Source organism: Bradyrhizobium sp. CIR18, assembly GCF_014198295.1.
Lineage (GTDB): Bacteria > Pseudomonadota > Alphaproteobacteria > Rhizobiales > Xanthobacteraceae > Bradyrhizobium.
Genome location: NZ_JACIHF010000012.1, coordinates 245,787 through 264,844 on the forward strand (window position 1 = coordinate 245,787; position 19,058 = coordinate 264,844).

Genomic DNA, 19,058 nt, shown 5'->3' on the forward strand with positions numbered 1-19,058 from the left:
ATGACCGCTGCAGCTCCCTCGCCCAGGGCGAATATGGGCCAGCCCGTGCCGCGCTATGATGCGGCTGCAAAGGTGACGGGACGGGCGACCTACGCCTCCGACATGCCGCTGGACAATCCGGCCTATGCATTCCTGGTCACCAGTGCGATTGCCAAGGGGCGCATCGACCATTTCGATCTCGATGACGCCAAGGGCGTCCGCGGCGTGATCGAGATCGTCACGCACGAGAACGCCCCGAAGCTGAAGGAGTCGAAGCTGTTCAGCAATGGCGGCTATGCCGGGACCACGATCCAGCCGCTGAAGTCGGCCGACATCGCCCATGACGGCCAGATCATCGCTGTCATTGTCGCGGAGAGTTACGAGGCCGCGCGCGAAGCCGCCAATCGTGTCAAGGTCAGCTACACCGCCACCGCGCCCAGCGCGAGCTTCGACTCGCCGGGAACGACCACGGCCGCCGCCAAGGGCCAGAACGCGCAGTTCAAGGAAGACCCCGCGGTCGGCGATTTCGCCAAGGCATTCGATGCGGCCGAGGTCAAGCTGACCGCCGCCTACGACACGCCGACGCAGCACCACAATCCGATGGAGCTGTTTTCGACGAGCTGCGCCTGGATGGGCGACAATCTCGTCATCTACGAAGGCAGCCAATTCGTCTATGGCTTGAAGAACGGCGTCGCCGAGCAGCTCGGCATCGACGCCGACAAGGTGCGCGTGGTCAATCACTATGTCGGCGGCGGCTTTGGTTCGCGCGGTTCGATGACGCCGCGGACCGCCATCATCGCCGGCATCGCCAAGCGCCTGGGCCGCCCGATCAAGCTGGTCCCGACCCGCGATCAGGGTTTCACCATTACGACCCACCGTGCCGAGACGCGCCAGGAGATCAAGCTTGGCGCAAACCGGGATGGCAAGCTGCTGGCTTTGAGGCATGAGGGCGCCGAGGTCTCCTCGCGCGCCGACGCCTATTGCGTCGGCGGCACCAAGACGACGACGCGGCTCTATGCCTGCCCGAACGTCGACAGCCTGGTGTCGATCGTGCGTGCCGACCGCAACACGCCGGGCTTCATGCGCTCGCCGCCGGAGGTGCCGTATCTGTTTGCGCTGGAGAGCGCGATGGACGAGCTCGCGGTCAAGCTGAACATGGATCCGGTCGAGCTTCGGCGCATCAACGACACCACCAACGAGCCGATCGGTGGCAAGCCCTACACCTCGCGCTCGTTGATGGCGTGCTTCGACGAGGCCGCCAAGGCCTTCGGCTGGGCGCAGCGCTCGCCGCAGCCGAAATCGATGTCGGAAGGCGACTGGCTGATCGGCTATGGCTGTGCCGCAACCTGCTATCCGACGCAGATGGGACCGTCGGCCGCGCGCGTGCGCCTTCAGCGCGACGGCCGGACCCGGGTCGAGATCGCCGGCCACGAGATCGGCACCGGCGCCTATACGGTCATCGCCCAGACCGCGGCCGAGCGCCTCGGCGTGCCCCTCGAGAAGGTCGCGGTCTTCATGGGCGACAGCGATCTGCCGCCGGCGCCGGTTGCCGGCGGCTCGAACTCGACCGCGAGCACCTGCTCGGCGGTGATGATGGTGTGCGATCAGATTCGCCAGCGCCTGTTCAAGGCCGCGATGCCGGCTCAAAGCCTGACCGACCGGGCCAAGGAGACCGTGGGTCTTGGCCAGACGCCGGCCACGCAAGCGGCGAAGGGCGATCGTCCGCTGGACATCGAGAAGGCCTTCGATGCGCTCGGTGTCGGCGTCGTCGAGGAATATGGCGAGTGGAAGCCGGAAGGCGCGCCGCTGGATTCCTTCCGCGCCATGCACAACGGGCAGGTGCGGCTCGTTGGTGGTCACGCCATGAAAGACCAGATCGCCTATGCGTTCGGCGCCGAGTTCGTCGAGGTCCGTGTCAATCGCTTCACCCACGAAATCCGCTGTCCTCGCCTCGTCGGTGCGTTTGCGGCTGGCAGGATCATGAATCCGCGCACAGCGCGCAGCCAGCTGATGGGCGGACTGATCTGGGGCATGTCCTCGGCACTGCTCGAGGCCACCGAAATCGACGAGCGCAATGCGCGCTACGTCAACGACAATCTTGCCGACTACCTCGTGCCCGTGAATGCGGACGTCGCCGGCGTCGAGGTCATTTTGCTCTCCGAGCAGGATGACCGCATCAATCCGGTCGGCGTGAAGGGCCTCGGCGAGCTCGCCAATGTCGGCACCAATGCCGCGATCTGCAACGCGATCCACCATGCCACCGGCCAGCGCATCCGCAAGCTCCCGGTTCGGCTGGAAAATATCGAGGTGTGAGGGGTGGAAACCGCACCCGCGTTGCGCTAGACACCTTCCGCCTCAAACGGAAGGTGCCTTATGCAGCGTTTCCAGCGCGCGCTCCTCACCCTGATGTCGGCACTCGCGATCACGGTGATCGCGGGCGTGTCGCATTTCGTTTCCACCACGGCCTCGGCCCAGACCGCAGGAAAGACCATGACCACAGCTTCAGGCTTGCAGATCATCGATTCCACCGTCGGCACCGGTGCCTCGCCGCAGCCCGGCCAGATCTGCGTGATGCACTATACCGGCTGGCTCTATGAGAACGGTCAGAAGGGCAAGAAATTCGATAGCTCCGTCGATCGCAAGGAGCCGTTCGAATTCCCGATCGGCAAGGGCCGTGTCATCGCCGGCTGGGACGAGGGCGTGGCCTCGATGAAGGTCGGCGGCAAGCGCACGCTGATCATCCCGCCGCAGCTCGGCTACGGCGCCCGCGGCGCCGGCGGCGTGATCCCGCCGAATGCGACGCTGATGTTCGACGTCGAATTGCTGGCGGTGAAATAACTGACGTCTCCACGTCGTCATGGCCGTGCTTGTCGCGGGCATCCACGTTCTTTCTTCGTGCTGCTAAGACGTGGATGGCCGGGTCAAGCCCGGCCATGACGGAGATAATCGACACGAACAAAAAGACCGGCCTTTCGGCCGGTCTTTTCGCGTTCAGTCCTGCGCGCGCTATTCCGTCGCGCGCTTTGCCCCGGCCGCCGCGCGATCGATCGCATCCTTTGCGGCGTCCTTGGCATCGCCCATGGCCTGTTGGCCCTTGCCCTTCACTTCCTGGACCACGCCTTCGCCCTTCATGCGTTCGGAACCGGTGGCTTCGCCGATGCCCTGCTTGGCCTTGCCGATCGCTTCGTTGGCGCTACCCTTGATCTTGTCGGTCGTGCTACCCATGAAACTCTCCATCCATTTTGCTCGCAAAGACAACGTCCCGCAGCTACGAGGGTTCCGATTTTGGCATGGCTCGCGAGTGCGGCTTCGGGTTAGGTTGCCGCGCACGGAACCAACAGAAAGCAAGTCCCATGACCGGCCATGACCATTCGCATTCCCACCATGACCACGATCACGACGATCGCTGGAAACATGACGGCGTGCGCGTCATTCCCGGCAACCAGCTCGATACCAACGTGCCGTCGACGGCAGGTATGGACCGCGCGGCCGCGATCAATTTCGCGCGCGTCGGCGCCCAGAAATTGTGGGCCGGCACCGTCAGCATCAAGCCGGATGCCAAGACCGGTGCACACCACCACGGCCATCTCGAAAGCGTCATCTATGTCGTGAAGGGCAAGGCGCGGATGCGCTGGGGCGAGAGCCTGCAATTCACCGCCGAGGCCGGCCCCGGCGATTTCATCTTCGTGCCGCCTTACGTGCCGCATCAGGAGATCAACGCCAGCCCGGACGAGGTGCTGGAATGCGTGCTGGTGCGCAGTGACGGCGAGGCAGTGGCGATCAACCTCGACATCGAGCCGGTCGAGAAGCCCGAGACCGTGCTGTGGGTCGACCCCATCCACCGGGATCCGAACGAGAAGAAGTAAGACCGCCCTGCCGTGGGAGGCGCGATCGTCTCCGGGGGGTGAAAAAATATTCGGAAGCCGTGTCGGGTAGGCCCCCTGCAGTCCGTCCTTGGGCAGAACCCGCCCAAGGAGCTTCCGATGCCCAGGATGATCTTCCTCAATCTTCCCGTGACCGACCTCAAACGTGCGACCGCCTTCTATGAGGCGGTCGGCGCGACCCGGAACCCGCGATTCAGCGATGACACGGCGAGCTGCATGGTCTTTTCCGAGGCCATCTACGTGATGCTGGCGACCCACGACAAATTCCGCCAGTTCACGCCGAAGCCGATCGCAGATGCCAAGACCTCGAACCAGGCGCTGTTCTGCCTGTCCGCCGACACCCGCGACGAGGTCGACGCGATTGTCGGCAAGGCAGAGGCGGCGGGCGGGGTGGCCGATCCCAGCCCGAAGGACGAATACAGCTTCATGTACGGCCGCAGCTTCGAGGATCCGGATGGCCACATGTGGGGTGTGAACTGGCTGGACATGGCGGCTGTCCCTCCGCAGCCCGCCATGGCGAATGCCTGATCGCAGTCCGTCGAACGCTAAACCAACGAGGAGCATTCACGATGTCCAAGGTCGTACCCTGCATGTGGTTCAACGGCGATGCAGAGGAAGCCGCAAAGCTCTACGTCTCGCTCGTGCCGAATTCGGCGATCACGCACGTTCAGCGCAATGTTTCGGACGGCCCCTCCGGCAAGGAAGGCTCCGTGCTTGTCGTCGAGTTCACGGTCGCCGGTCAGCCGCTGGTCGCGCTCAATGGCGGGATGAAGATGGAATATACCCACGCCATTTCGCTGATGATCCATTGCGACGACCAGGCCCAGGTCGACAGCGTCTGGAATGCGTTCCTCGCCGATGGCGGCAAGGAAGAGCAATGCGGCTGGCTCCGGGATCGCTGGGGCGTGGCCTGGCAGGTCGTGCCGAAGGTGATGTTCGAATTCCTGTCGAGCCCGGACAGGGCAGCGGCCGCGCGCGCGATGCAGGCAATGATGAAGATGGTGAAGCTGGACGTCGACGCGCTGCGCCGCGCGTTCGAGGGCAAGTCGGCGGCGTGACGACGACACAGGTGCCGTAGGGTGGGCAAAGGCGCTCTTGCGCCGTGCCCACGATCCGTCTCCGGTGGAGAGAAGTGGTGGGCATGCTTCGCTTCGCCCACCCTACGAAGCTGCCTCAGTAATTGATCCGCAGCCCCACGCCGCCGTGGATGGTGTTGCCGACCGGCTGCGGACCCAGAGTGCCGTTGGCGAAGAGATCCACGACCCAGCCCTTCTGCACGCGGAAGCCGAGCCGGCCGCCATATTCGAACCAGCCCTGGTTGCCCATGGTCGGCACCACCACGCCGTCGCCGGTCACGGTGGCGACGATTCCGCTGTGGCTCGCAAACGACTGCACCCAGCCGCCATTGATGTTGGTCTCGACGTTGCTGCCGAACAGATGCGTCCACTGGCCGCCGATCTTGACCAGGCTGGTGCGGTCGGTGCCGGTCGCGATGGTGGCGTCGAACGGGTTGAAGGCCACGGCATTGTCGCTATAGCCGGACACGCGCTGCCAGAGCTGCCAGACTTCGATCGAAGCCGCGACCTCGTCGCGCGGCGAGAGGCGGCTTATCCAGCCGGCGCGGCCGTAGACCGCGTAGTTCGAAGCGTTGGTCGAACTCGTCACGCTCACCGGGCCGAGGCTGGTGTTGTAGCTGCGAGTGTAGCGCGCCTTCTCCCAGGGCGTCAGGATCGTTCCGACGTCGAAGAACGGACGTGACGATCCCCAGTCGGTGAAGTCGTAGCGGAGCGCAAAGGCGCCGATCGGCGCGCTCGTGATCTTGTAGCCGCCCTCGTTGTAGTGCGTGTAGGCGATGCCGGCGAGCAGCGACAGATTGTTGGTGAGCTCCTTGCGGCCGTGGATGCCGGCCGAGAACGAGCCGGCCGAGCCGAACGCGCTGATGCAGTCGCTGCAATTGATCTGCTCGTTGACGCCGAGCAGGACCGTGCCGAGCACCCGGTTGGTGATCATCTGGTTGAAGCGCTGGCCCGCGAGGCCGCCGATCGAATTGCCGCTGGAATCGGCGCCGGTCGGTGTCGGGCTCGGCGACGGATATGGACTCGGCGACGGCGAAGGATAGGGGCTCGGCGAAGGGGAGGGTGAGGGTGAGGGCGAATATGTCGGCGTCGGAGACGGTGAATAGGTCGGGTAGGGCGTCGGCTCGCCGCATCCGATTTCGCAGGTCGCTTGAGCTACGGCGGGACGAATGTCGAGCGCGACAAATGCCAGTGCAGCGGCCGCGGTCAGCAGGCCGGTGAGGGCGAAGAGCCGAAAGTTGAATTCCGCCATCGTCAGCGCCCGCACAGCATGCCGTCGTCCTGGACGGAGGGCGTGATGGTCGGCGAGGCGCCGGCATACTGGTTCACCGCGCATAGCCCGGCACTTGCGGCGCAGTTGGCGGCGAAGGTCCAGGGCGGCGTGTTGGTCCTGGTGATGCTGACCTTGCCGCCGGTCGATGTGATGATTGCGGTGTCGCCCGGCTGGGTGAGCTGCACGCATTGTGAGCTCGTCGTGCAGACGCTGGCCGCGCCGTCCTGAAGCACGACGACAGAGCGTCCCCGCTGCGAGAGGATGTCGAGCGTGGTGCCCCGCACGCCGATGGTCGCAAGCGGCGTCGTGATCTTGTAGGCGGTCTTCTCGGAATGTCCGGTGACGAAACGGAATGCGCCTGTTGTCATGCGGATCGCGACGTCGCGATAGCTGTGCTCGTCGTTGAAGACGGTGCGGTCGAGCTTGAGCGTGGCGCTGGGGCCGAGCGACAAATTGGTGCTGTCGGCCATCACGAAGCGCGCGGCACTGTCGGCCCCGGTGCGCACGGTCTCGTCGCGCAGCATGCTGTCGCCGACAGAGATCGGCGTGGTGGCCGCGGCCACGCGGACCACTTCGTTCTGGATCACGACGGCTTCGCCGACGCGCGTCTGCGCCAGCGCAGCGGGCGCCGCGCACAATGCGGCCGACAACAGGGCGGGAAAAAGCCAGAAACGCAAATTCATTTCACAACCGATCGATGTGCCCCTGATCGTACCGGATCGCGCGCGCTTCTGATGTGGCGAAATTATCACAAGCGGCGCGGGACGTGCGTTATGCTTAGTGACAGCCGCGGCGGAATGCGTTCAATGAAAACCGCGATCCTTATTTTTGTCCGCGGTGACGCAAATTTGCCACGCAAAGCATCCCCACAGCAGCTGCTTGAACGGTCTGCAGTTCCGAGATTGTCGCGAAGCGCAGTGATTGCTGTCGCTATTTTCCTAGCTGCCCATCTCGCGCTGCTGATCGGACTGACGACGCCGGAGAAGTTCGTCTTCGATGAGGTGCACTACGTGCCGGCGGCGCGGCAGATGCTGGCACCGGCGATGTCGCAGCCGATGCTCAATCCGATGCATCCGCCGCTGGCCAAGGAGCTGATCGCGGCCTCGATCGCGGCCTTCGGCGACAACGCGCTCGGCTGGCGCTATCCTGCGACATTGTTCGGCGCACTCGCCATCGTCGCGATTTATCTGTGCGGCCTCGCGCTGTTCGCAGCGCAAGGGCCGGCGATCGCCGCCGCGCTGATCGCGGCCTTCAATCAGATGCTCTACGTGCAGGCGCGCATCGCCATGCTCGACATCTTTGCGCTCGGCTTCGGTCTGCTCGCGACCGCCGCCTTCATGCATGGCTTTCGCAGGGAGCGACCGCATGCACTGTTCGCATTCGCGGGCGCTCTGTTCGGTCTTGCCGCAGCCTGCAAATGGAGCGGCCTGTTTCCGCTCGGCATCTGCATCCTCATCGTCGCGGTGATCCGCCTGATGCAGGGTTGGCGCACGCTGTTCGCCGACGCGAAGCCGGACGACTGGTATCGGCCGGACCTCTGGCCCGGCTTGAGGCTGCACCACGTCGCGCTCTGCTTCGCCGTCTTGCCAGGCGTGGCCTATCTGGCGGCTTTCGTTCCGCTCTACGGCGTGTCGTTGCCGGATCTGATCGAGGCGCAGCGCCGGATTTTCGCCGACAACACCACGACCGCGATCGCCGGACACACCTATATGAGCGCATGGCCATCCTGGCCGCTGCTCGCGCGCCCGGTGTGGTTCCTGTTCGACAAGACGGGGGAGGACAACGTCTCCGCAATCGTCTTGCTCGGCAATCCGCTGGTGTTGTGGCCGGCTCTGCTCGCACTCGCGCTCGTGCTGCGCGATTTCATCGTGCTGCGCCGGTGGGATGCGTTCCTGATCGCGGCGTTCTATTTCGGTCCCTGGCTTGCATGGGCATTGCTGCCGCGTACGCTCGGGTTCATCTACTACTATATGCCGGCCGCCACCGCGGCGTCGCTCGCGCTGGTCTATGTGCTGCGCCGGGACGGCCTGCCGCGCTGGCTGCTGTGGGCCTATGTCGGTGTCGCCGCGATCGGCTTTGCGGTCATGCTGCCGATCTCTGCGGCCTTCATCGGCACGTCGATGCGGAGCTTCGGCCGGCTGATGCTGTTCCAGAGCTGGATATGACATCGCCGCCTGCCGGGGCGGCAGGCGGCGTATGGATCAGTTAGAGATCACTTCGATGCGGTCTTGGTGTCCATGTTCACGACCTGGACCCGGCGGTTGACCGGGTCGGCACCGTTGGCAGTATCCTTCAGCTTGGTCTCGCCGTAGCCGACGGTGACCAGATCGGTGGCGTTGAGGCCGTAGTTCTGCACCAGGTACTTCTTGATGGTGTCGGCGCGCCGTTCGGAGAGCCCTTGATTGTACTCTTCGCCGCCGGTCGCATCGGTGTGGCCGGCGACCACGAAGGTCGAGCCCTTGAGCGCCGGATCGGACAGGGCTTTGCCGAGCGCCTGCACCGAGGTCATCGAGGTCTTGGCGATATCGGCCGAGTTGTAGTCGAACTGAATCTCCAGGTCGATCTTCGGCTTGGTCGCGGCGAGTTCGGCGATCTGCTCGCGCTCGCCCGTCGAGAGCGACCGGGTCGAGCGGTTGCGTACCGTATTCAGGAATGTCGATTCCTTGGCCTGCACCGCCGGATCGGTCTGCGGACCGGCGGACAGGCCGCGGGTCGCCGGCTTCGGCTTCAGTGCATCCAGGATCTGGCCTGTGGAGACATTGTTGTCACCGGCCAAAGCCAGGCCCGCCGTCATCGACAGCGCGGCGGAGAGAGTTATCGCCTTCAGTCCAAAGAACTTATCAAAACGGGTCATTGTCGTATCCTCGTTGTTACGCCTGATAGCGATTTGATGCTGCGAGCATAGGGCGGGTTCAAAAGCCCTGATGTGATCTTGGTCACTGTGGCGACAACGCTCTCAGGCTCATTTTCGGGTGTTTCTCCGCGTCCCGGGCGGTGAACCGGCGCGTTTCGCGGCTGCTCCGCGGGTGGGGCCGATGGTCCCAATAGCAGTGGTCGCATCCTCCGCCGCGTGGGTTCAAACGGCGGCAATCCCCCGTGTGATTGAAATCACGCTGCGAGCAGGCTCATTCCTTCCATGCCGGTGGGGAGGTGCTGGCCAAAGGTTCCGGCGCCGGCGAGGGCCGGCAGGCGTGGGGGTAACCTTTGCACACCGATCGTCGCAAAGCCGTCGCCGCACGGCCCGGCCGCGAACAAGAAATCGGCCAGATGCGCGCCTAGCAGGATTTGCCCCCGCCAATTGCCGAATGAAGGAGCCGAGTTCCGTCCAGTGCCGAGGCCAAGTGACTATCAGCGTGACTACTTCAATCGCAGCGGCCCGCCGGATCGAACAGTGTCCCTGAGCTCAATGCCCATCTATATCGGTGCGGCCATGATCGCGGTGGCGATCCTGCTGTCGACCCTGATCACGGGGCTGACCTCCCGCTATGTCGGGCTCGAAGCGCCGACCGAGGAGAACGTGTGGCTGGTCGACCGCCTCACCGGCAGCGTCTATCGCTGCCAGGCGGAGGGGCGCGGCAAGGCCCTGTGCGAGCCGGAGGTCGCCACCGGCAGCCTCGGGGACCGGCCCAAGATCCCGAAGGATGGCCGCTAGGCCCTCCGCCTTCGCACCGCAGCAAGAAAATTGTCTTCTCCGCGAAACGTCAGCGCGAGAGAATGCGTAATTGCGAAGGCCGGCATGACGCCGGTTTTGTTTTACGGAGGAGACTTTTCGATGAAGATCTTGCTCACGTTTGCGGCCTTTGTCGCGTTCACCCTTTCGCTGTCCCCCGCGTCCGCCGCGATGATGGCGTGCACCAAGGACAACATGATGAAGTCCGCAGCCATGATGGGCGGTACGCCCGACACGCCGGCCAAGATGGCGGCGAACAAGGAAATGGCCATGGCCAACACGGACATGAGCAACGGCAAGATGAAGAGCGCCTGCATGCACTACATGAAGTCGCAGAAGGCGATGACGATGAAGTAGGCGCGAGGCGCCCCGCATCCGGCCGCGCTGTCAGCAGATGGCAGCGCGGTTTTTTTGACTGCTGCCTCGAGGTCTTCTTTTTCTTCTTCTTTTTCTTGGCGCGAATCCCGCTACATTCCTCCCCGCAATGTCACGCGCGCCCAAACCGCTCCACCTCACCACGACACAGGCCCGGCAGATCTGGCTGCATGCCCAGCGGCTGGATGAGCGCGCCCCGTTCGGCGAGGGAGCGCAGGCCGTCGCGGACGCGGTCGCTCATCTCGGCTATGTGCAGATCGACACCATCAACGTGATCGAGCGCTGCCATCACCACATCCTGTTCAGCCGTATCCCGTCCTATCGCCGCGCCGATCTGCGCCACGCCCAGAGCGTCGACAGAAGCGTGTTCGAGTATTGGACGCACGCGCTTTCCTACGTACCCGCCGGCGACTTCCGCTTCTTCCTGCCGGCGATGCGTGAGCATCGCCGCGAAGGGCACAAATGGTTCGCCTCGGTGAAGCCCGCCGACACGCGCAAGGTGATGCGGCTGGTGCGCGCCGGGCCGCTGACGATCCGCGATATCGAGGACGACGTGCTCACCGAGAAGGAGCATCTGTGGCAGAGCCGCAAGCCCTCGAAGCGGGCCTTGCAGCTCGCCTTCTATACCGGCGCCGTGACCATCAGCGAGCGGCAGGGCATGCTCAAGACCTATGAGCTGATGACGCGGCATTTCGGCTGGGACACGCTGCCGAGGCCAGCCTCAGCCAGGGAGATTACGACCTATCTGCTCGATCGCGCGCTGCGGTCGCAGGGCGTGGTGAGCCTGGATTCGATCTGCCACCTCGACGCGCCGCGCAAGAAGGCGGTGGCCGGCCTGATCGCCTCCCGCGTCCGCCGCGGCGAGCTCGTGCCTGTTGCGATCGACGGCGCCGGCAATCAGGAGCATTGGGCAGCGCCCGCCGCGCTCGAGATGAACGGCGAGGCGGTCTCGCCTGATCTCGTCCACATCCTCTCGCCGTTTGATCCCCTGATCATCCAGCGCAAGCGCACCAGTCTCATCTTCGGCTACAACCACCTGTTCGAGGCCTATGTGCCGAAGGCCAAACGCAAGCTCGGCTATTTTGCGCTACCCGTACTGGTCGGCGACGAGATCATCGCCGCACTTGATCTGAAGACCGACCGGCAGGCGAAGAAGCTGCTGATGCAGAAATGGACCTGGGTCGGGCAGGGCAAGAAGACGGTGGGGCGCAAGGAGCTCAAGCGCGTGATCGAGGAGGAGCTTGATCGCTTCGAGCGGTTTCAATTGGCGGAGTGAAGGCTGATTGCCACGGCGTCGGTCTCGTAGGGTGGGCAAAGCGTAGCGTGCCCACCTCTGCCTATTTGATGAGAAGACGTGGGCACGGCGCTAGGGCGCCTTTGCCCACCCTACGAGAGCGTGCGTCGTGGCGAGCCGATCGATCCAGACGCCGAACGCAATCCCCGCCGCGTACGCCACCAGATTCCACAGCGAGAAGATGCGCCCGAGCAGCAGTGCGCCGGCCGTGGTCAGCCGGAATGCATCGAGCCATGGCGTATGCACCAGTCGGGAAAATTCGACCACCACCGCGATGACCAGGGCGATCGCCGCAATCTGAGTCCGGGTGAGCCGGGGCAGCAAAACCCCGACCAGCAGAAACACCATCGTCGCCCACAACAGCGAGCCGCCATACTTCACGACGAAGGCGGGCAGGCCGAGCGGAAAGCCGTACCAGCGCAGCGACAGCCCGCAGACGATCACCGCGAGCGCGAGGGCGGCGCGGATCAGCGATGTCCGTAACAGCGCAACAGGTTTATCCGGCTGCGTCCCGTGCATTGCTCGCTCCATTGACTCTTCGCCCGCGATGCTGAAAACCGCAATCAGCCCATAAAAGCAACAACCCTGGGGAAAGCCATGAGCCAGACCACGACCTATGCCGGTTCCGCCGACGCGGCCAAGAACTTTAACAAGTCGGAAATCGAGACCTCGACGATCCGCGCTATCTCCTGGCGCCTGATTCCGTTCCTGGTGCTGGCCTACTTCTTCTCCTATCTCGACCGCGTCAATCTCGGCTTCGCTGCGCTGACCATGAATGCGGAGCTGAAGTTCACGCCGCTGATCTTTTCCTGGGGTGCCGGCATCTTCTTCTTCGGCTATTTCATCTTCGAGGTCCCGAGCAATCTCGCGCTGGAGAAGTTCGGCGCCAGCCGCTGGATCGCCCGCATCATGGTGACCTGGGGCATCATCTCCGCTCTGATGGCGCTCGTCAGCGGCGTCACGAGCTTCTATGTCCTGCGCTTCCTGCTCGGCGTCGCCGAGGCCGGCTTCTTCCCCGGCATCATCCTGTATCTCACCTATTGGTATCCGGCCGAATATCGCGCCCGTTTCCTTGCGGCCTTCGCCATCGCGGTGCCGGTGTCGACCGTGATCGGCGCGCCGATTTCGGGCCTGTTGCTCGGGCTCGACGGTGTGATGGGCCTCAAGGGCTGGCAGTGGCTCTTCATCATCGAGGGCATCCCCTCGGTGCTGCTCGGCATCGTCACCTGGTTCTATCTCACCGACAAGCCGGAGAAGGCGGATTGGCTGTCGACCGAGCAGAAGGCGTGGCTGAAGGCGAAGCTCGATTCGGAAATCGCCGCCAAGCAGGCGGTGAAGCATTTCTCGCTCGGCGAGGCGCTGGCCTCGCCCAAGGTGATCGCGCTCAGCCTGATCTATTTCGGCTTCGTCGGCGCGCTCTATGGCATGCAGTTCTGGCTGCCGCAGATCGTCAAGGCGTTCGGGCTGACCAACGCGCAGACCGGCTTCGTCACCGCGATCCCGTATCTGTTCGGCACCATCGCCATGATCCTGTGGGCGCGGCATTCGGATGCCACGCGTGAGCGCGTGAAGCATGTCGGCGCGCCGTTGCTGCTCACTGCCGTCGCGCTCGCCGTCTCCAGCTACCTCACCGATCCCACCATGACGATGGTGGTGCTGACGGTGGCCGCGATCGGCGTGTTCTGCTGCTTCGGTGTGTTCTGGACGCTGCCGACCGCCTGGCTCTCCGGCACCGCGGCCGCCGGCGCCATCGCCCTGATCAACTCGATCGGCAATCTCGCTGGCTTCGGCGGGCCCTATTTGATCGGCTGGGTTAAGGAAGCCACCGGCCAGACCTCAACCGGCCTGCTCGTGCTCGCCGTGTTGCCCCTGATCGCCGGCATCCTGGTGTTCGTCGGCGGCCACGACAGCAAGCACGAGTTCGCCGGGCAGGGGCGGTAAGCCGAGCGACCAGTCTCGTAGGGTGGGCAAAGCGAAAGCGTGCCCACCTAACCGTTATTGTGATCCTCAACTGAGAGATCGTGGGCACGGCGCTAGCGCGCCTTTGCCCACCCTACGCCGTCTGAGCTGAGGCCTGCTGCGCTCCATCCAGGCTCATCGCCTCTGTCTAGCCCTACGATGGGACCTTCCTGACAACAATCTCCGCCTCGCTACTACCTCTTAACGATCACGCATTCCTGATGACTGACGATTATTGACTTTTATCAGTGATTAGTCGACATTCCTCTCATTCGAGATGCAGGAGTGTCCTTCGATGTTCGTCCGGTCGGTTTTGTCGAGCTATTCCAGGCTGTTGGCAGGTGTGTCGTTGGCCCTGATGGCGGCTAGCCTTGCCGGGTGCAATGACACCGTCGCCGAGAAAGCCGAGCCGCCGCGGCCGGTTCTGGTCGCAACCGCCCATTATGATGCCGAGACGCCGGAGCGCAGCTTCGTCGGCACCATCCGGCCCCGGATCGAGAGCGACCTCGGCTTCCGCGTCGCCGGCAAGGTCGCCAAGCGGCTCGTGGAAGTCGGCCAGACCGTCGAAATCGGCCAGCCGCTCGCCACTCTCGATGAGGTCGACCTGAAGCTCCAGGCCGAGCAATCCGTCGCCGAGCAGACCGCCGCGACCGGCGTGCTGGCCCAGGCCGCCGCTGCCGAGCAGCGCGCCAAGGATCTGAAGGCCAAGGGCTGGACCACCGACGCGCAGCTGGATTCGAGCCGGGCATCTGCCGATGAGGCCCGTGCGCGCCTCGATCGTGCGGTCCGCTCGGTCGAGCTGACCAAGAATTCCCTTTCCTACGCGACGCTCGTTGCCGACGCCCGAGGCGTCGTCACTGCAACGCTGATCGAGCCCGGCCAGGTGGTCTCCGCGGGCCAGGCTTCGATCCGTGTCGCCCGCTTTGCCGAAAAGGAAGCGGTCGTCGCGATCCCTGAGACGCTGGTCGGACGCGCCAAGTCGGGCGTCGCCAGCGTCACCCTTTGGTCGGAGCCGGACAAGAAGTATACAGCCAAGCTGCGCGAGATCGCGCCGACGGCCGATCCGGCCACGCGTACTTATCTTGCAAAGTTCTCGCTGCCGGAGGCCGACGACAAGGTCGCGCTCGGCATGACCGCGACGCTGACGCTGTCGGACGCCGCGACCGAGCGCGTTGCGCGGCTGCCGCTGTCGGCGCTGTTCAACGAAGGCGGCAAGCCGTCCTTCTACGTCGTCGACGACAACGGTGCGCTCACACTGAAGCCGGTGGCAGTGAAGTCCTACGAGAGCAACGACGTCGTCATCACCGGCGGTGTGGAAGAGGGCGCCAAGATCGTCGCGCTCGGTGTGCAGAAGCTCGATCCGGCCCAGCGGGTGCGGGTCGTGTCGTCGCTGTCTTTCTAGTTCCTGTTCCGGGTTCGCCCTGCGGGCGCCCCGGAATGACAGAAGAAGTCGAGTTACGTCGTGTGAGGTGAGTTTCGGCCTTTGTCCCTAAGCGGAGGCTGAAGCGGCGAAGCGATCCAGAATCTGCCCAGCCCCCTGGATTGCTTCGCTGCCTCGCGACGACGGCCTGAACAGAGTGGCTGTCGTTTTTGGCAATTGGATCGTCTTTTCGGAGAGAGCGATGAAGCGCTTCAACCTTTCGGCCTGGGCCGTCAGCCATCCGACGCTGGTTCTCTTCCTGATGATCGTGCTCGGCGTCGCCGGCTTCTTCTCCTATGAGAAGCTCGGCCGCGCCGAGGATCCGTTCTTCACGGTGAAGGTGGTCAACGTCTCCGTGATCTGGCCCGGCGCGACCGCGCAGGAGATGCAGACCCAGGTCGCCGATCCCATCGAGAAGAAGATCCAGGAGCTGCCCTATTTCGAGAAGGTGCAGACTTATTCCAAGCCCGCCTTCACCGCGCTCCAGGTCACCTTCCGCGACTCCACGCCGCCGAAGGACGTGCCTTACCTGTTCTATCTTCTGCGCAAGAAGCTGGTCGACGTGCAGGGCCAGCTGCCCTCCGGCATCCTCGGACCCGTCGTCAATGACGAGTTCTCGGACGTCGATTCCATCCTCTACATGATGACCGGCGACGGCGCCGACTATGCCCAGCTCAAGAAGGTTTCGGAGGGATTCCGCCAGCGCCTCCTCAAGGTGCCCGGCGTGACCAAGGTCGACGTCTACGGCAACCAGGATGAGCGCATCTTCGTCGAGTTCTCCCACGCCAAGCTCGCCACCCTCGGCATCACCCCGCAGGCGCTGTTCGATTCGCTCGCCAAGCAGAACAACGTGACGCCGGCCGGCACGGTGGAAACCTCCTCGCAGCGCGTGCCGCTGCGCGTCACCGGTGCGCTCGACGGCGCCAAGGCCGTCGCGGAGACGCCGGTCGAGAGCAACGGCCGCGTGTTCCGCCTCGGTGACATCGCCACCGTCACCCATGGCTATGTCGATCCGCCCAGCTTCGTCGTGCGTCAGGAAGGCAAGGCCGCGATCGGCATCGGTGTCGTCACCGCCAAGGGTGCCAACATCCTCGAGCTCGGCAAGGAGGTCGAGAAGGCGACGGCCGAGTTCATGAAGGCGGTGCCGCAGGGCGTCGACGTCAAGCTGATTGCCGACCAGCCCAAGGTGGTCGAGCACGCCGTCGGCGAGTTCGTGCACTCCTTCATGGAAGCCCTCGTCATCGTGCTGTTCGTCTCGTTCCTGGCGCTCGGCTGGCGCACCGGCATCGTGGTCGCGCTGTCGGTGCCGCTGGTGCTCGGCATCGTCTTCGTCGTCATGAACATGATGTCGCTCGACCTGCACCGCATCACGCTGGGTGCGCTGATCATCGCGCTCGGCCTGCTCGTCGACGACGCCATCATCGCGGTCGAGATGATGGTGGTGAAGATGGAGCAGGGCTGGGACCGCATGCGCGCGGCGTCTTTTGCCTGGGAATCTACCGCGTTTCCGATGCTCACGGGAACGCTGGTCACGGCCGCTGGCTTCCTCCCCATCGGCTTTGCCAATTCCGCCGTCGGCGAATATGCCGGCAGCATCTTCTGGATCGTGGCGATCGCGCTGGTCGCCTCCTGGTTCGTGGCGGTGATCTTCACGCCCTATATCGGCGTCAAGCTGCTGCCGGAGATGAAGGCGCACCACAACCACGATCCGCACGCGGTCTACGAGACCCGCATGTACCGGGGCCTGCGCGCCATCGTGCAATGGTGCGTCAATCACCGCATCACCGTGGTGGTCGCGACTGTCGGCGTCTTCATCGCCTCGGTCGTCGGCTTCGGCCATGTCCAGCAGCAGTTCTTCCCGCTGTCGGAGCGGCCCGAGTTGTTCTTCCAGCTGCGCCTGCCTGAGGGTACCGCCTTCAACGTCACCGAAAAGGCGGTGAAGAAGGCCGAGACGCTGCTCAAGGACGACAAGGATATCGAGACCTATACGTCCTATGTCGGCCAGGGCTCGCCCCGCTTCTGGCTCGGCCTCAATCCGCAGCTGCCCAACGAGGCCTTTGCCGAGATCGTCATCGTTGCCAAGGGCGTCGAGGGGCGCGAGCGCGTCAAGGCCAAGATCGAGAACGCGGTTGCGGACGGCATGCTGTCCGAGGCGCGCGTCCGCGTCGACCGCTTCAACTTCGGCCCGCCGGTCGGCTTCCCCGTGCAGTTCCGCGTGATCGGCCCCGACGCCAACAAGGTGCGCGAGATCGCCTACCAGGTCCGCGACGTCATGCGGCAGAACAAGAGCGTCAAGGACGTCCAGCTCGACTGGAACGAGCAGTCGCCCTACCTCAAGCTCGTCGTCGACCAGGACCGCGCCCGCGCCATGGGCCTTACCCCGCAGGACGTGTCCCAGGCGCTCGCGATGCTGATCTCGGGCTCGCAGGTCACGACCGTGCGCGACGGCATCGAGAAGGTCGGCGTGGTCGCCCGTGCGATTCCGTCCGAGCGCCTCGACCTCGGCGGCGTCGGTGATCTCACCATCACCTCGCGCAACGGCGTTGCCGTGCCGCTGCAGCAGATTGCCAAGATCGAGTATGCCCATGAGGAGCCGATCATGTGGCGGCGCAACCGCGACATGGCCATCACCGTGCGCTCCGACGTCGTCGACGGCGTGCAGGCGCCCGACGTCACGGGCCAGATCACGCCGAAGCTGAAGGCGATCAAGGACCACCTCGAGCCGGCCTACCGCATCGAGCCGGGCGGCGCGTTCGAGGAATCCGCCAAGGGCAACGCCTCGATCTTCGTCCTCTTCCCGCTGATGGTCATGGTGATGCTGACGCTGCTGATGATCCAGCTGCAGAGCTTCTCGCGCCTGATCCTGGTGTTCCTGACCGCGCCGCTCGGCATCGTCGGCGCCTCCTTCGGGCTCAACGTCGCCAACGCCCCGTTCGGCTTCGTGGCGCTGCTCGGCCTGATCGCGCTCGCCGGCATGATCATGCGCAACACGGTCATCCTGGTCGACCAGATCGAGACCGACGTCTCGCATGGCCTGACCCGGCGCGAGGCGATCGTGGAGGCAACCGTCCGCCGCGCCCGTCCGGTGGTGCTGACAGCGCTGGCAGCCATCCTCGCCATGATCCCGCTGTCGCGCTCGGCCTTCTGGGGCCCGATGGCGATCACGATCATGGGCGGTCTGTTCGTCGCGACCTTCCTGACGCTGCTGTACCTGCCGGGCCTCTACGCGCTGTGGTTCAGGAAGAGCCTGGACGAGGCGGGTACCCCCGAGCAACCTGCCGCGCCGCAGCATGGGAGCGATGACCAGCGCGCAATTCCGCTTGCCGAAGCGGCTGAATAGATGAGAAGACTGCTGACCAACGAGTCCTGACTGATGGCCCTTATTTCGGAACATATCGAAGTCGACACCCGGGATCGTATCCTCGAGGTGGCCGAGCGGCTGTTCCGCCAGATCGGCTACCAGAAGACGACGGTCGGGGACATCGCCAAGGAGCTCAGGATGAGCCCCGCCAATGTCTATCGTTTCTTCGAATCGAAGAAGGCGATCCATCAGGCGGTGGCGCAGGGCCTGATGGGCGAGGTCGAGTTCGAAGCGCAGCGGATCGTGGCGAGGCCCGGTCCGGTCAAGGAGCGTTTCCGGGAACTGCTCACCACCATCCATCGCATGAACACCGAGCGCTATGTCGGCGACAACAAGCTGCACGAGATGGTCGCGATCGCGATGGAGGAGGACTGGGACGTCTGCGTCGCCCATATGGAGTGCATTGCCGGGGTGATCGGCCAGATGATCGCGCAAGGCGTTGCCTCCGGCGAGTTCGAGGCGCCGGACCTGCAGCTGGCCTCGCTGTGCGCCTGCACCGCGATGATACGCTTCTTCCACCCGCAGATGATCGCCCAGTGCGCCACCAAGCCGGGCCCGACCATCGACCAGATGATCGATTTCGTCATCGCGGGTCTGTCTCCGCGCCACTGACGGGGCGGCGGGTTTCCTCCTATAAGCTGCCTCTCTCATTCCGGGGCGCCTCGAAGAGGCGAACTATGTGCGCAATTGCGCACCTGAGAATCTCGAGATTCCGGGTTCGGTCCTCCGGGCCGCGCTTGCGCGGTCCCGTCCGGACCGCCCCGGAA

18 protein-coding genes are annotated in these 19,058 nt (G+C 64.4%); 13 read left to right on the forward strand and 5 right to left on the reverse strand.

Annotated features, from left to right (window positions below; genetic code table 11):
• Together GGD65_RS30270 and GGD65_RS30275 are read left to right on the forward strand one after the other, a co-directional pair.
• Positions 1-2,292, forward strand: coding sequence for a xanthine dehydrogenase family protein molybdopterin-binding subunit (locus GGD65_RS30270; protein WP_183237608.1), 2,292 nt, complete (start codon positions 1-3; stop codon positions 2,290-2,292).
• Between the two features lie 60 nt (positions 2,293-2,352).
• Complete coding sequence (locus tag GGD65_RS30275) at positions 2,353-2,817, forward strand: FKBP-type peptidyl-prolyl cis-trans isomerase (protein ID WP_018323238.1); 465 nt, start codon at positions 2,353-2,355, stop codon at positions 2,815-2,817.
• Positions 2,818-2,985: 168 nt separating this feature from the next.
• Here the strand turns inward: GGD65_RS30275 and GGD65_RS30280 are convergent, their stop codons facing one another.
• Positions 2,986-3,204 carry a CsbD family protein gene (locus tag GGD65_RS30280; protein ID WP_183237609.1) on the reverse strand — a complete coding sequence of 73 codons (219 nt, stop codon included), beginning with the start codon at positions 3,202-3,204 and terminating at the stop codon, positions 2,986-2,988.
• Positions 3,205-3,332: 128 nt separating this feature from the next.
• Between GGD65_RS30280 and GGD65_RS30285 the strand changes: the two genes are divergently transcribed.
• The 3 genes from GGD65_RS30285 (at position 3,333) to GGD65_RS30295 (ending at position 4,921) form a co-directional block, all read left to right on the forward strand.
• The gene (locus GGD65_RS30285) at positions 3,333-3,845 is read left to right on the forward strand and encodes a cupin domain-containing protein (protein ID WP_007606929.1); all 513 of its coding nucleotides are present in this window, start codon (positions 3,333-3,335) and stop codon (positions 3,843-3,845) included.
• Positions 3,846-3,962: 117 nt separating this feature from the next.
• The gene (locus GGD65_RS30290; protein WP_183237610.1) at positions 3,963-4,391 is read left to right on the forward strand and encodes a VOC family protein; all 429 of its coding nucleotides are present in this window, start codon (positions 3,963-3,965) and stop codon (positions 4,389-4,391) included.
• A 41-nt stretch (positions 4,392-4,432) separates the two neighbouring features.
• Positions 4,433-4,921 (forward strand): VOC family protein, encoded by a 489-nt coding sequence (locus GGD65_RS30295; RefSeq protein ID WP_183237611.1) that lies wholly within the window; start codon positions 4,433-4,435, stop codon positions 4,919-4,921.
• A 115-nt stretch (positions 4,922-5,036) separates the two neighbouring features.
• Here GGD65_RS30295 and GGD65_RS30300 read toward each other — a convergent pair whose 3' ends face one another.
• Together GGD65_RS30300 and GGD65_RS30305 are read right to left on the reverse strand one after the other, a co-directional pair.
• Complete coding sequence (locus tag GGD65_RS30300; RefSeq protein WP_179737106.1) at positions 5,037-6,191, reverse strand: hypothetical protein; 1,155 nt, start codon at positions 6,189-6,191, stop codon at positions 5,037-5,039.
• A 2-nt stretch (positions 6,192-6,193) separates the two neighbouring features.
• Positions 6,194-6,895, reverse strand: a complete 702-nt coding sequence (locus GGD65_RS30305; RefSeq protein ID WP_183237612.1) for a FecR domain-containing protein — start codon at positions 6,893-6,895, stop codon at positions 6,194-6,196.
• A 51-nt stretch (positions 6,896-6,946) separates the two neighbouring features.
• Between GGD65_RS30305 and GGD65_RS30310 the strand changes: the two genes are divergently transcribed.
• Positions 6,947-8,377 (forward strand): phospholipid carrier-dependent glycosyltransferase, encoded by a 1,431-nt coding sequence (locus tag GGD65_RS30310; RefSeq protein ID WP_183237613.1) that lies wholly within the window; start codon positions 6,947-6,949, stop codon positions 8,375-8,377.
• A 47-nt stretch (positions 8,378-8,424) separates the two neighbouring features.
• On the opposite strand, the gene GGD65_RS30315 is transcribed toward GGD65_RS30310, so the two are convergent.
• Positions 8,425-9,066 carry an OmpA family protein gene (locus GGD65_RS30315; protein ID WP_092261581.1) on the reverse strand — a complete coding sequence of 214 codons (642 nt, stop codon included), beginning with the start codon at positions 9,064-9,066 and terminating at the stop codon, positions 8,425-8,427.
• A 552-nt stretch (positions 9,067-9,618) separates the two neighbouring features.
• On the opposite strand from GGD65_RS30315, the gene GGD65_RS30320 reads away from it, so the two are divergent.
• From GGD65_RS30320 to GGD65_RS30330, 3 genes are all read left to right on the forward strand, one after another.
• Positions 9,619-9,864, forward strand: coding sequence for a hypothetical protein (locus tag GGD65_RS30320; protein WP_183237614.1), 246 nt, complete (start codon positions 9,619-9,621; stop codon positions 9,862-9,864).
• Between the two features lie 120 nt (positions 9,865-9,984).
• Positions 9,985-10,239: a hypothetical protein gene (locus tag GGD65_RS30325; RefSeq protein WP_026202897.1), complete on the forward strand. Its 255-nt coding sequence runs from the start codon at positions 9,985-9,987 to the stop codon at positions 10,237-10,239.
• 127 nt (positions 10,240-10,366) lie between these two features.
• Positions 10,367-11,533, forward strand: coding sequence for a winged helix-turn-helix domain-containing protein (locus GGD65_RS30330; RefSeq protein WP_183237615.1), 1,167 nt, complete (start codon positions 10,367-10,369; stop codon positions 11,531-11,533).
• 90 nt (positions 11,534-11,623) lie between these two features.
• Here GGD65_RS30330 and GGD65_RS30335 read toward each other — a convergent pair whose 3' ends face one another.
• On the reverse strand, positions 11,624-12,070 hold the full coding sequence (locus tag GGD65_RS30335) for a DUF2809 domain-containing protein (RefSeq protein ID WP_183237616.1): 447 nt from the start codon (positions 12,068-12,070) through the stop codon (positions 11,624-11,626).
• Between the two features lie 78 nt (positions 12,071-12,148).
• On the opposite strand from GGD65_RS30335, the gene GGD65_RS30340 reads away from it, so the two are divergent.
• The 4 genes from GGD65_RS30340 to GGD65_RS30355 all read left to right on the forward strand — a co-directional run bounded on the left by GGD65_RS30340 (position 12,149) and on the right by GGD65_RS30355 (position 18,903).
• Positions 12,149-13,492 carry an MFS transporter gene (locus GGD65_RS30340; protein ID WP_183237617.1) on the forward strand — a complete coding sequence of 448 codons (1,344 nt, stop codon included), beginning with the start codon at positions 12,149-12,151 and terminating at the stop codon, positions 13,490-13,492.
• Positions 13,493-13,805: 313 nt separating this feature from the next.
• Positions 13,806-14,912 (forward strand): efflux RND transporter periplasmic adaptor subunit, encoded by a 1,107-nt coding sequence (locus GGD65_RS30345; RefSeq protein ID WP_018323251.1) that lies wholly within the window; start codon positions 13,806-13,808, stop codon positions 14,910-14,912.
• Positions 14,913-15,132: 220 nt separating this feature from the next.
• On the forward strand, positions 15,133-18,270 hold the full coding sequence (locus GGD65_RS30350; protein ID WP_183237618.1) for an efflux RND transporter permease subunit: 3,138 nt from the start codon (positions 15,133-15,135) through the stop codon (positions 18,268-18,270).
• Positions 18,271-18,303: 33 nt separating this feature from the next.
• Positions 18,304-18,903, forward strand: a complete 600-nt coding sequence (locus GGD65_RS30355; RefSeq protein WP_183237619.1) for a TetR/AcrR family transcriptional regulator — start codon at positions 18,304-18,306, stop codon at positions 18,901-18,903.
• Positions 18,904-19,058: the final 155 nt, after the last annotated feature.